The following is a 12,730-nucleotide window of genomic DNA, read 5'->3' as shown; positions in this document are numbered from 1 at the left end:
TAACCTGGAGTGTCTGTAAAGTAAAATGCGTTTTAGGGCTGTTTTCTGAAAAACAGCCCCAAAACGCATTCTTCCAGGGGGCGTACTGCTAACCCTTTAGCTGTCGCCGCGCCACTTGATGGTACAGCCAATGGCTTTTGTGGTGGCCTGCTGCACGGGCTTGCCAGCGAGCAGGTTGTCCAGGGCGGCCTCTGTGTAGCGTTTCTGTACTTTCTCCGGGTCTCCAGAGTTGTCATCAATGGCGCCAATGTAGGTCACCTTCAGCTCATTGCCGGTGCGGGTGAGCACGTAGACGTGCGGCGTGCGGGTGGCGCCGTATTTTCTGGCTACCTCCTGGCTCTCATCATGCAGATAGGCAAACGGAAACTTCTTCTGCCGGGCCCGTTTCTGCATCTCCTCAAATGAATCGCCCGGCGAAGCAGTCACATCATTGGGGTTGATGGCCACCACAGGATAGCCTTTGGGCGCGTATTTCTGGTGCAGCTGAATCAGGCGGTCTTCATACAGTTTGGCGTACGGGCAGGTGTTGCAGGTGAAGGTGACAATAAAGCCTTTGGCGTCTTTGTAGTCTTTGAGGCTCACCATCTGCCCGTTCACGTTCTTCAGTTTAAAGTCGGCGGCCGTATCACCTAGCTGGTACCCCGCCTCATCTGCGGTAAAGGCAAAGGAGAAGAGCGCCAGAACGCTCATCAGGAACAGGAATGGGTAACGTTTTCTCATAGGGATTAGGGGTTAAGGGGGAATTTAGAGGTTAAAAGCTCTTTTAGTTGGGCTGGGGAGAGCGGCTTCTCCACAAAGAACCGCTGCTTGCGGGCACCGTTCAGCAGGAGCGTAGCCGGGATGGCCCCACTCCAGGACGGGTCCACCAGCGGGATCCACGCGTTCTGGTCGGGTTCGTCTAGCACAAAGACGGTGCTCTGCAGCTTGTTCCGGTTCACAAAAGGGATCACCTTCTTCTCCAGATCCTTCGCAAAGTCAAGGCTCACCAGGATCACCTTCACCGGTTTTTGTGCATACTCTTTCTGCAGTGCCTCAAAGTGGGGCAGCTCTTCTACGCAGGGCTTGCACCACGTGGCCCAGAAGTTGATGATGTAGGTGGTGTCTGCGGGAGAGGTGAGGTAGCGCTGCAGGTGCGGCAGTTTCACCAGCGGCACCCGCTGGCCCTGTGCCCTGCCCGTACCCGCCGCCAGCAGGCACAAGACAAAAAAGCAAGAGGCTATTGTTCTACGAAAAGCCATAGAGGTTCTCCTTTTTAGTTTAACAATGTAACGATTCTTGCTGTACCAAAGTACACCCCATAAAGAACTTTATAGTAATTGTTGTTTTAAAACTATGGCACAGAACTTAGAAGGAAAAAAGATAGCGATTTTAGTGGAAAAAGGATTTGAGCAGGTAGAATTGGAGAAACCAAAGGCCGCTCTGGAAGAGGCGGGCGCGCAAACCCACCTCATCTCCCCGCGGTCAGGCTCCGTGAAAGCCTGGGATATGAAAGACTGGGGCAAAGAGTTCTCTGTTGATAAAGAGTTAGGCGCGGCCAAGGCCGAAGACTATGACGGCCTCCTGTTGCCCGGCGGCGTGATGAACCCAGACTACCTGCGGGCCAATGACCAGGCCGTGGCCTTTGTGAAAGCCTTTGTTGACAGCCGGAAACCCATTGCCGCCATCTGCCACGGGCCCTGGACCCTCATTGAAGCCGGGGCCGTGCAAGGCCGGAAAATGACCAGCTGGCCTTCCCTTAAAACTGACTTGGCCAACGCCGGTGCCCACTGGGTAGATGAAGAGGTGGTCACTGATAACGGGTTGGTCACCAGCCGCAAACCAGATGATATTCCGGCTTTCAACAAGAAGATGATTGAGGAGTTTGCTGAGGGCAAGCATGACCGGAAATAACACGTAACAGTCTTCAGGCAACGCCGAAGTGGTTGGAAAAAACTGCTTCGGCGTTTTCTGTTTCTGGCCTGTTTTTCTGAAAACAGGCCAGAAACAGGTTTTGGGTTAGTTTTTTTAGCACAGGTCCATTGGGGGGAGCCTTTGGGTTTGAACCCAAGATAGAGGTTCTGGCCATGCTGCTTTTTACCGTGCCGCTCTTACGCTTCTACTGCCGTTTCAGTGTTGTCCTGGGTGTGGTGTCGCCGTGTCAGTTGCGGCCGCCGTTGCTGTACGCAGTCTGCTGTTCCCCTGGGAGTACCGTTTCGTCAATGCCTCACAGGTAGGAAGGTCTGCTTGTAGCAGTGGGAATGCGTGGGCTGCTGTTCCCTAGGCTGGGCTGCTGCCGCAATCTGCTGTTCCCTTGGCTGTGCTGCTTAATACTGCAGTGGCAATGCGTAGTCCGCTGTTTCCCTTGGCTTTAGCGGTTGACGCAGGGCCTCACTCACTGTGTTGTTTCATCTTTTCGGTAAGCGCTCACGGCCGCGGGGCCCCGTCCTGGCGGTGAGCACTGCTGTTAAAACTAGGCCCTCCGGCCTTGCCGCTGGAGCGGCACCGTATTAACAGAGGCGCTCCCCGCCAGGACTGGTTTGGGTTCCCCTCCTGATCAGCTTCTCTGGTTGTTAATTGGTTTGCAGGTAACCGTTGCTGATCCGCTAGCCTGAGACGAGCCCGTGCTGCGCACATCAGCCAGGGGCAGAAGTGTTGATTAACCCAGGTGCCACTGGCAGAAGTGTTGATTGTGTTTGTTTACTTATTGCTGCTTGCCTGCCGATTTCTCTGGTTCAAGTTTCCAACTTGGACCTATAATGGCGGAAGCTTTCAGCTTCCATGGGGCGGCAGCCTCACATTACTTCTGCTTCTTCTGCCCCCTATGGCGCGGAAGTTACTTCCGTGCCTTCTAACGCTACCTGATACTCACGCGCTGGCGCGAGTCTCCATACTCGTGCCTACTGATGACGGGCCGTCTCTGCCTGCCCTCGCGGCGCGGCGGCGAAACAAGGCATTGCTACTTCATTCGTGCTGATTTGTCTGGGGGGAAAAGAAAGGACTTTGAACTCAGGACTCAGAACTCACTCCAATACTCCCCCTTTTGAAGGGTGCGAAGAGGGATGTTGACACCTGCCGTTCCACGCATTGCTGAGGTACGGTCACCCGCCATTTGCCCCACGCATTCCTGATACACCCCTCCCTGGAAGGGGCAGGTTCATTACGCCTGACTCAGTTTTTTGCCGGCAGCTCAGCAAACTTGAGTTCTCCTGCCCTTCACTAAGGACCCGATTGAAAAACAGCACGTCTTCACTAAACCTTGTACTGGCGGGAAACATCAATCAGTACACAGAGTACCTGTTTTGGAGCTGTTCTCAGAAAAACGGCTCCAAAACAGGTAATGATTTTTCTAAAAGACTATGGCCTACCTGGCCGAATCAGTTTGGGTGGTCATGTCTTGCTGAGACGTGTCCAGAGAGTCTGGTTCAGAGGTGTTCAGGGAGTCTAAGCCGCCGTCGGCGCCGTCTACCATGTCTTCGGTTACGGTGTTGCCGGTGGTTTCTGTGGGTTTGGAATCACCGCAGGAGGTGAACAGGAAGGCGGCGGTAAAAGCAGTAGCCAGTAAATTTGCTGTCTTTTTCATAGTTCTCTTGGTTTAGGTGGCAGGGTGTCACCTTTTTAGGTGTGAAACGCCTGCTTCCGTTTACGGGAGAATGGCAGAAGTAGATAAGGCAGGTGTGCCAGGTGACAGGGGTCTCAATGCTGTGCCGCCCTGGTCTCTGTTGCCCTTACTTTTGGCCAAGTGCTGACAGGGACGCAACCAGGTCTGGGAGAAAGGAGGCCAGGGTGGGGTATTGTATCCGGTTGCGCTCATACCTGGAAAGCTGTTGCAGGAAGTGGGGCAGGTACATCCAGTCTCGGTAGGAGGTCTGTAGGGCCTGGGCGCCCTGGGCAGTACCCATTTGCAGTGCAATGCGTATTTCACCGGCCCGTACCAGATGCTCATTAAAACTGGTTAGCCAATCTGTGTACTGGGGCTGATGGGGGATGGGCTTGAACAGGTGCGCATACTGGTTGATCTGTGCTTCAAGCGGTGGTTGGGTGGTGAGAGGGTTCACAAACGAATGGCCAAACTCATGGACAGACAGATTCCTGATTTCAGTTGGGTTGTCATACCCGGCGGCTAACGTTCTTTTGTTCCTGTCAAGAACCTGTTCCTGCATGGGGGCCGCAATGTTGTAGAGGTGCGTTTTCCCGTGATCCTCCACCTGCCAGGAGAGGCCCCAGCCTGACTTGAAGAAGGGCATCACCACTAAGTGATAGCTTCCTTTGGAGGCACCATAATAGTTTTCCAGGGTGGGGAGAAAGGCACGGCCAGGGAGGCTTTTCCGGACTTCCTGTATGGCCAGCTGGTAGGTGGGTTGGTTCTGCCGAAGGTAACGGTCAAACCGGGTATCCTGGTAGAATTGCGCCACCAGTTGCATGTAGGCCTGCACCACCTGGGCGGCAGTGTCTGGGTGGGGGTGAATCTCCCGCAGAATAACCTCAGAGACCGGCTGCTTTTGCTTTACCCTGGGCAGCTCTTCATAAAACAGCCCTAACAGGTACACACCCGTGCCAATTTTATCTGACAGGTGCTGGGTAGCCTCCACGGCTGGGTGCTTCTGGTACGGCAAAAAATGTTCATAATTCAACCGCATAAGCCGTGTTGAGGTGTACAGGAAAGGATCTGCCACTGAGTCCCGGAGAAAGGCCGCAGAGAGCTGGTTGTTCAAGGCGCACAAGACCTCTATATTCTTATTGACTTCTACTATTATCTCTTTCTGTTGGGCAACCGCTGGCAGGTGGGGGAGCAGGAGCAGGCAAGCGGCCAGTACCGCTTTGGTGAGAAAGTGCAGCATGGGAGTTACCAAGTATATGAACAAACAGACTGATACGAGATAAACGGTTGAGGTTCTCTTTCTGGAAGTCAACAGCTGATATAAAGTAATATAAATTATGGTCGAAAAGAAAGCCGTTTTATTTCCTTCCGGAGGAAAAATGTTTTTTATTCTAGGGTTCCTGCAGAGGGCAATCCTGCTGTTTTGGCGCTGATTTTGAGAAAACAGGCCTAAAACAGAAACTTTCCTGGCAACTTTGACAAACGCAATGGCTGGAGTTGAATCTTCAGCCATTGCTTGTCAGGAGCGTTGGGCCACCGGTGAGTGGGCGCTTACTCCGCAACAGCCGTAAACCGGTGAAAGATACTACTCACACCTACCGGAGAAATGCGAAGTTCTGGTGCCGAAAAAAAACACAACCAGCCCCAAAACGGCTGTTTCTGGGCTGGTTTTTGGAAAACAGGCGAAAACCGGCGGTTTACTTTTTGCCGGTGTACGCCACCCGGTAGATGACCCCGTTCTCATCATCTGAAATGAGCAGGGAGCCGTCTGGGTGCTGCGCTATGCCGCAGGGCCTGCCAAACTGGGCTTTGTTGCCGTTCAGGAGAAAACCCGTCAGGAAATCATCTATCTGGGTAGGCTGGCCGTTCTGGAATTTTACCCGCACCACATTATAGCCTACTGCTTCTTTCCGGTTCCAGGAGCCGTGCATGGTCACAAATGCGTCGCCGTTGTACTCCTTCGGAAACTGGGAGCCGGTGTAAAACGCCAGCCCCAGCGGCGCCGCGTGGGCCCTGTACAGGAGCACCGGGTTCTTGGCTTTTTTGGCGTACTCTTCCCAGCTCATGCCTTTGGGCTCATCGGCTTTGTTGGCTTTGCCGTTCTCGTAGACGTACGGCCAACCATAGTCGGCGCCGTCTTCCAGGCGGTTGAACTCTTCTTTGGCCTCTTCGTCTCCCAGCCAGTCTATGCCGTGGTCAAAGCCGTACATGGCATAGGTTTGCGGGTGCCAGCCAAACCCGATGGTGTTGCGCAACCCTTTGGCAAAGATGCGGCGGTTCTTGCCGTCGGCATCGGCCTGGAGCATGGTGCCGTTCAGGTCAGTGGTTTCTTCGCAGGCGTTGCAGGTGCTGCCCACGCTGATGTAGAGTTTGCCGTCAGGTCCAAAGGCCAGGGTTCGGTTGTTGTGCTGGCCGCCTTCGGGCAGGCCCGTCATGATTTCTTTGAGGGAGCCCAGCGTGCCGTCTTTGTTCAGGTCTGCGGTGTAGACGTCATTCACGGTGATGAGGTAGGCTTTGCCGTCTTTGAGGGCAATGCCGTGCATGTTTTCCTTCTGGGCCACCACTTTGGTCTCATCGGCTTTGCCGTCTTTGTTTTTGTCTTTGAGCATGGTCACGGTGCCGGCCTCACGGCTGGTCACATAGACCGTGCCGTCTGGTGCCACCGCCAGCATACGGGGTTTGCCCAGATTCTCGGCAAACTTGGTCACGGTGAACCCGGCGGGCACCTTGAGCTGGCGCACATGTGCCTCTGTGGGTTCCAGTACGGCAGGTTTAAAGATATGGCCCTGCATGCTTTCAGAGACGGCGGGTTTCTTGGTTTGGGCATGCCCCGGAGAGGCGGCAAATAAAAGGGACAAGAGCCCGGCGGTTACAGCGGAGGAGGTTTTTTTCATAGTTTCTTGGCTTTCGCAGGGGCGGGTTCCGTAAGGAGACCAGCCGGAAGCTGCGGTTTGGTTACTTATTTCTAACCGAATTGCGGTAGGTTTGTTACAAGTACTTATCTGAATTGTCCGTAGAAATATCATTCTTGCCGCTGGTGCCGTCTTCATGAAATACCTGTTTCTTTTCTGTCTGTTTTGCCTTTCTGCTGCAGTTGCTGCCCAAACCAAAATCTCTGGCCGTGTGCTGAACGCACAGACGCGGCAGCCGCTGGCCGGTGCCAGCGTTGGGGCGGTAGGGACTGCGGTAGGTTCCGTAAGTGACGCCCAGGGGCGTTTTTCACTAGAGATTCCGGCTACCGCCGATTCCCTTTCCATTGCCCTGCTGGGCTACCGCACCCGCACCTACGCGGTGCAGGGCCTTCCCGCCAGCCTTACAGTACCGCTCACTGCCCACACTACCCAGCTGCGCGAGGTGGTGGTGACCGGGTATGAGAGCAGACGGCCTCTGCAGGAGACGGCCGGCTCTGTTGCCCTGCTGGAAAAGCGCGAGCTGGAGCGTTTCAGTGAGACTACGCTGGTACCGGCGCTCAATACCATTCCGGGGGTGCGCATGGAGGAACGGGCCACCGGCAGCTACCGTCTCTCCATTAGGGGCAGCAGTCTGCGGGCACCCTTTGGCGTGCGTAACGTGAAGGTGTACCTGAATGAGGTGCCTCTGGTAGAGGCGAACAGTACGTTGTCGCTCAACCTGCTAGATGCCGCCACCATTGGCAGTGTAGAGGTGATCAAAGGGCCTGCGGGCAGCGTGTACGGGGCCGGTACCGGCGGGGCGGTGCTGCTGGAGACTGTGCGCCCGGCCGCCGGCGAAACCAGTGCCGCGGTAGGTGGGTTGGTAGGCTCTTTCGGCTTGCGCCGAGGGTTTGCCTCTGCGGCCGTAGGCGGGGAGAAATCAAACCTGCTGGTGCGGTATGACGCGCAGAAATTAGACGGTTATAGAGAGCAGAGCGCCCTGGACCGGAAGACGCTGCTCGTCTCAGGCCAGCTGTATCCGTCAGAGAAGCAGACTTTTTCCTTTCACGCCTACTATTCTGACCTGTACTATGAGCTGCCCGGGGCCCTCACCCGCGAGCAGTTTAGCCAGAATCCCCGTGCCGCCCGCCAAATGAACAAAGACCAGAAGGCTTCCATTGACTTGGAAGGCATCAATCTGGGACTGGTGCATACCTACCATTTCAATGACCAGTGGAGCAACACCACCTCCCTGTTTGGGGTTTTCAGCTTCTTTGACAACCCGTTCCCCACAGACTATGAGCGGAACACGAACCAGGCCTTCGGCGGAAGAACCCGCACCACCTACCGCACACAGCTGGCCACTCTGCCCGCCCGCTTCACGCTGGGCGCTGAGGCGTTCAGGAGCTTCATGAATTCCCGCCACTATCATAACCAAGCCGGTGAAACAGGGGATTTGAAATATGATGATGAGATTTGGCAGCAGCAAAGCTTTGTTTTCGGCCAGGCCGAACTTGACCTGCCCGCCCGGTTCATCTTTACCGTAGGAGCGAGCCTGAACAGCGTGCGGTATGAATTGACCAGGGTGTTTGATGCGGCTATTGCTTCGTCTGTACCCGTACGCGCCAGAAACCTGGAGCCACAGTTTTCGCCGCGCGTGGGGCTGGTGAAAGTGTTTTCGCCGGAGCTTTCGGCCCACGCCAGCATCAGCACCGGTTTCTCTCCGCCCACAGATGCAGAACTTAGACCCAGCAGCGGCCAATTCAATACCACCCTGCAACCAGAGCAGGGAGTGAACTATGAAGTAGGGTTGCGGGGAAATTACTTGAACCGGCGGTTGAGTTTTGATGTGGCGGGCTACTTCTTTAACCTGGATGAAACGATTGTTCGCCGTACCGATTCGGTTTTGGCATATGGTGAAAAGGTAGCAATAGAATATTTTATAAATGCAGGTGCCACCAGGCAACAAGGCATAGAGGCTTCTTTGGGCTACGCGTTGGTGCAAGCCCCCACCCAGGGTCTACAGATGCTTCGGGTTTGGAGCACGTATGCGTTTAACCGTTTCAGGTTTCAGCAATACCAATCTGGGGAGAATGACTATTCTGGCAACCAACTCACAGGTACACCCCAGCACGTGCTTACGCTAGGTTTAGACGCTGACACCAAGCCGGGTTTTTACCTCAACGCCACCGCCAATTACACCGCAGAGATTCCGCTGAATGATGCCAATACCGTTTATGCCCCAGAGTTTTACATTTTTGGCGCCCGCACCGGCTTTAGACGCACCTGGCAGGATAAATGGGGACTGGATCTGTACGCAGGTATAGACAACGCCACCAACCGCGACTACAGCCTGGGCAATGATCTGAATGGTTTTGGAGGCCGGTATTTTCAGGCTGCACCAGGGAGGAATTTCTATGGGGGCATACAGGTGAAGAAGAGTTTTTAGCCTGCGCGTTTTGGCGCTGATTTACGAAAAACAGGCCGGAAACGGCTTTTGGCACAGACGCCCGCAGGCCCTTGGACCGCGTTAAGGGTCTCGGGGCAGGCGGTACAGCGGTGGCAGGCGTATGGAACCCACCCCTGCCCCTCCCGGGAGGGGAGTATCAGGCATGCGTGTCCTCCTGAGTAAACATCCCCCTTCGCCCCCTTCAAAGGGGGAGTAGGGGAGAGAGTTCTGAGTCCTGAGTCTTGAGTTCTTCCTCTTTTCTTTAGGCAATTCAACACGAAAGAAGCAGCAATGTCTGGTTTCGCTGCCGCGCCGCGAGGGCAGCCAGAGACCGCCCGTCAGCTGTAGGCACGCGTTTGGAGGCCCGCGCCAGCGCGTGAGTATCATCTGGCGTTAGAAGGCACGGAAGTAACTTCCGCGCCATAGAGGGGCAGAAGAGGGAGCTATAGAAGGCAGAAGTAATGTGAGGCTGCCGCCTCATGGAAGCTGAAAGCTTCCATCATTGTAGGTCCAAGTTGGAAACCTGAACCAGAGAAAGTGACAAACCAGCAGCAATAAGTAAACCAACAAACAAACAACAATGAACAATCAACACTTCTGCTGGTGGAACCTCTGTTAATTAGCACTTCTGCCCCTGGCTGATGTGCGCAGCACAGGCTCGTCTCAGGCTAGCGGATCAGCAACGGTGACGTGCAGAGGCAGACAGAGTAAGTAAGGCAGTTACAGTAAAGGAACCCAAACCAGTCCTGGGGGTGAGCGCCTCTGTTAATACGGTGCCGAAGGCAAGGCCGGAGGGCCTAGTTTTAACAGCAGTGCTCACCGCCAGGACGGGGCCCCGCGGCCGTGAGCGCTTACCGGTAAAGATGAAACAACGCAGTGAGTAAGGCATTGCGTCAACCGCCAAAGCCAAGGGAACAGCAGACCACGCATTCTTAAAACAACGGCACTGCAGCAAACGGCACAGCCAAGGGAACAGCAGACTACGCATTCCTGCCGCAGCTAGGGGAACAGCAGACTACGCATTGCCCCTGCAGCAGCTAGCCAACAGCAACTACAGACTACGCACTCCGTCGTCAAACCGTCACCGCCAGGGGAACAGCAAACATACCTCGCCACAGCCAGGGCAGCAGCAGACAGAAGAATCTGCGGAGCACTTCCCCTGACCACAAGCTGACCTGAGGCATAAAGGCACTTGGAAGACCTGGGGAGCACGAAAAAAAAGAGGCGTTTCCGGGCTCTTTTCCCGGAAACGCCTCCAAAGCAGGTCACTGCCGGAGCAGTGTCTGGTATTGCAGAAGAACTAGAAGATGCGTCCCTCTTTCTTGGCCTTCTTGCCTTTCTTAGGATCCTCCTTCTTCGGCTCTGCCGTGATGGCCGGAGCCTCCACCTTAGCTACGATTGGGGCACCATCCGGATCAAGCTCCACCACCTCGTAGCCCAGTTTCTCCAGGCCTGGTTTGATAGCCGCTTTGTCACCCACCAGCATGATGCTCATGTTGTCAACGGGCAGGTACTTCTTAGCCAGCGCGTTGATCTCCTCTTTGGTGATGTTCTGCAGGATCTCGTTCTGCTTGGCTACGTAGTCTGGTGTGAGGTTGTAACGCAGCATGTTGTTCAGGAAGGCCGCCTTCTGGAACGACGTCTCATAGCGGCGGGCATCAGACTGCCCAATGGCGCTCTTCATGAAGGCCAGTTCCTCGTCGGTGATGCCTTCCTCGCGGAAGCGCTTGATCTCCTTCATGAACTCCACCACAGAGGCGTCAGAAGCATTGGAGCGAACCCCGGCAGAGGCCGTGAACGGACCAGCTTCCTCGGTGCCGGAGAAGCCGGAGCGGGCGCCGTAGGTGTAGCCTTTGTCTTCGCGCAGGTTCAGGTTGATGCGGCTGTTGAAGGCCCCGCCCAGCACGTAGTTCATCAAAGAAGCTTTGTAGTACTCGCCGGTGGCGTCATACGGCAGCGCCATATAACCAATCCGGATCTCAGACTGGGCGGCTTTCTCCTTGTCTACAATAAAGATCTTGGTCTTGTCAATACCGGCGGTTTTAAAATCTGACGGCATGGTCACCTGTTTCGGCTGCCACTTGTTCAGGAACGCCAGCTTGGGCATGATCTGGTTCTGCTCCACATCGCCCACAATCACCAGGTTGGTCACGCTTGGCGAGAAGTAATTCTGGTAGAATTTCTTCACGTCTTCCAGCGAAATATTTTCTACCGTTTGCACCGTTCCCACTACTGGTACAGCTCTGATGTTGCCTTCACCGTACAGCATTTTGTTGTACACGTTGTCTGCCACCACGGTAGGCTGGGTGCTCTGGTTTTTGATGGCCTCCAGGCGCTGCTTCTTCAGGCGGTCAAATTCTATTTGGTCAAACTTAGGGCTGAACATGCGCTCTTCCAGCAGGGCCAGGGTGGCGTCCAGGTTTTTCACCGGCGACTGCACCTGAACGGTCATGCTTTCAGAACCACTGCCGAAGGAGATGGAGGAGCCCAGCTTCTCCATCTCGGTGCTGATGTCCTCGGCCGAACGCTTCACAGAAGACTCGTTCAGCATGGAGGCCGTCAAAGAGGCAATACCGGCTTTAGACGGATCATGCGCCTCCAGCTTGTGCCCGCCCTGCAGGGTGAACAGCAACGTTACGGTAGGTACTTCATCGTTTTTAGAGCCAATCACCTTGATGCCGTTGGCCAGATTCTGCTTCCAGAACGGCGGAACGGTGATGGTGGGGTTGGCGCCGGCGGCAGGTTTCTTGCTGCGGTCAAAGGTGTCTTTGGCTTTCACATACTTCAGGCCGGCGTACTGATCTGCCGGGGCTTTGTAGCCAGATTTGTCAACAGTGTAGTTATCGGCCTTGGCCACCATTTCTGGTTTGCCTTTTGGCACCACGCTCAGGATGACGGCCTTCTTGCCCTTCACATATTTGTTGTACACCCGCATCACGTCTTCTCTGGTCACAGACTGGATTGCCTGCATCTCCTGCTTGAGGTAATTAGGGTTGCCGTTGAAGGTCTGGTAGGCAGCCAGCGTAGAGGTCTTGCCAGATACGCTGGACAGGCGGTTGATAAAACTGGCTTCCGCCGAGGCTTTGAATTTCTCCAAGTCATCATCAGACACGCCTTTCTTCTCAAACTCGGCAATGGCGTTGCGCAGCTCCTTCTCCATGTCTGCCAGAGACTTGTCTGGGAACGTGCGGGCGGTCAAGGTGAACTCACCAGCCAGTTCTGAGGTGGAATGATACGCACCTGCCTGATTGGCCTTCTGCGTTTTTACCAGGTTCTGGTAGATGATAGACGTTCTGCCGCCGCCAATCACGCGGGATAACACATCTAAGGCCGCTTCATCTGGGTGACTGGCCGGTACCGTGGGCAAGGTCATCTGCACCATAGGGAACCGGATGTTGTCTTCATACGAAATGTAACGGTCCTGGGTGAGCACCGGCGCCGGTAGCTTCATGTTCTTTACCTCCGGCCCCTTCGGGATGGAGCCGAAGTACTTCTCGGCCAGCTTCACCACCTGGGCAGGCGTCACGTCGCCGCCCACGGTGAGGGTGGCGTTGTTGGGCCCGTACCAGCGCAGGAAGAAGTTCTTCAGGTCGTTCACGTCTACGCGGTTCAGGTCTTCAATGTAGCCAATGGTGGTCCAGGAGTATGGGTGGCCATACGGGTACAGCGCCGCGCTTACTTTTTCATACACCAAACCGTAAGGAGAGTTGTCGTACCGCTGCCCGCGCTCGTTTTTCACGGTCTCGCGCTGCACCTCAAACTTCTTCTGGGTGACGGCGTCGAGCAGGAAGCCCATTCTGTCGGCCTCCAGCC

The 12,730-nt window shown here is 55.1% G+C and carries 8 protein-coding genes; 2 read left to right on the top strand and 6 right to left on the bottom strand.

All coding sequences use genetic code 11. From position 1 onward, the window contains the following. Positions 1–96: 96 nt before the first annotated feature. Positions 97–720: a thioredoxin family protein gene (locus tag FHS90_RS20855; protein ID WP_066839650.1), complete on the bottom strand. Its 624-nt coding sequence runs from the start codon at positions 718–720 to the stop codon at positions 97–99. Between the two features lie 5 nt (positions 721–725). Further along, entirely contained in the window at positions 726–1,238 is a 513-nt protein-coding gene (locus FHS90_RS20850) for a TlpA family protein disulfide reductase (RefSeq protein WP_066839648.1), read from the bottom strand. A 94-nt stretch (positions 1,239–1,332) separates the two neighbouring features. Between FHS90_RS20850 and FHS90_RS20845 the strand changes: the two genes are divergently transcribed. After that, positions 1,333–1,890, top strand: coding sequence for a type 1 glutamine amidotransferase domain-containing protein (locus FHS90_RS20845; RefSeq protein ID WP_066839646.1), 558 nt, complete (start codon positions 1,333–1,335; stop codon positions 1,888–1,890). Positions 1,891–3,340: 1,450 nt separating this feature from the next. On the opposite strand, the gene FHS90_RS20840 is transcribed toward FHS90_RS20845, so the two are convergent. The 3 genes from FHS90_RS20840 to FHS90_RS20830 form a co-directional block, all read right to left on the bottom strand. Beyond that, positions 3,341–3,559 carry a hypothetical protein gene (locus FHS90_RS20840; protein WP_066829388.1) on the bottom strand — a complete coding sequence of 73 codons (219 nt, stop codon included), beginning with the start codon at positions 3,557–3,559 and terminating at the stop codon, positions 3,341–3,343. A 145-nt stretch (positions 3,560–3,704) separates the two neighbouring features. Continuing rightward, the gene (locus tag FHS90_RS20835; protein WP_066829385.1) at positions 3,705–4,817 is read right to left on the bottom strand and encodes a DUF4932 domain-containing protein; all 1,113 of its coding nucleotides are present in this window, start codon (positions 4,815–4,817) and stop codon (positions 3,705–3,707) included. Positions 4,818–5,274: 457 nt separating this feature from the next. Further along, entirely contained in the window at positions 5,275–6,471 is a 1,197-nt protein-coding gene (locus FHS90_RS20830; protein WP_182514447.1) for a PQQ-dependent sugar dehydrogenase, read from the bottom strand. A 229-nt stretch (positions 6,472–6,700) separates the two neighbouring features. Here FHS90_RS20830 and FHS90_RS20825 point away from each other — a divergent pair, with 229 nt between their 5' ends. Beyond that, positions 6,701–8,917, top strand: a complete 2,217-nt coding sequence (locus FHS90_RS20825; RefSeq protein ID WP_343049818.1) for a TonB-dependent receptor domain-containing protein — start codon at positions 6,701–6,703, stop codon at positions 8,915–8,917. A 1,300-nt stretch (positions 8,918–10,217) separates the two neighbouring features. Here the strand turns inward: FHS90_RS20825 and FHS90_RS20820 are convergent. Next, positions 10,218–12,730 (bottom strand): M16 family metallopeptidase (locus tag FHS90_RS20820; protein ID WP_182514445.1); only part of this gene is annotated, 2,513 nt, incomplete at its 5' end.

This window comes from Rufibacter ruber (assembly GCF_014138425.1).
GTDB classification, from domain to species: domain Bacteria; phylum Bacteroidota; class Bacteroidia; order Cytophagales; family Hymenobacteraceae; genus Nibribacter; species Nibribacter ruber_C.
The sequence above is the reverse complement of the archived record's forward strand: the minus strand, read 5'-3'. Positions and strand labels throughout refer to the sequence as shown.

What these genes read in the sequence shown, in the direction of transcription:
- FHS90_RS20850 (WP_066839648.1), bottom strand. Translation starts at nt 1,238, where the DNA reads ATGGCTTTTCGTAGAACAATAGCCTCTTGCTTTTTTGTCTTGTGCCTG.
- FHS90_RS20840 (WP_066829388.1), bottom strand. Translation starts at nt 3,559, where the DNA reads ATGAAAAAGACAGCAAATTTACTGGCTACTGCTTTTACCGCCGCCTTC.
- FHS90_RS20855 (WP_066839650.1), bottom strand. Translation starts at nt 720, where the DNA reads ATGAGAAAACGTTACCCATTCCTGTTCCTGATGAGCGTTCTGGCGCTC.
- FHS90_RS20845 (WP_066839646.1), top strand. Translation starts at nt 1,333, where the DNA reads ATGGCACAGAACTTAGAAGGAAAAAAGATAGCGATTTTAGTGGAAAAA.
- FHS90_RS20830 (WP_182514447.1), bottom strand. Translation starts at nt 6,471, where the DNA reads ATGAAAAAAACCTCCTCCGCTGTAACCGCCGGGCTCTTGTCCCTTTTA.
- FHS90_RS20835 (WP_066829385.1), bottom strand. Translation starts at nt 4,817, where the DNA reads ATGCTGCACTTTCTCACCAAAGCGGTACTGGCCGCTTGCCTGCTCCTG.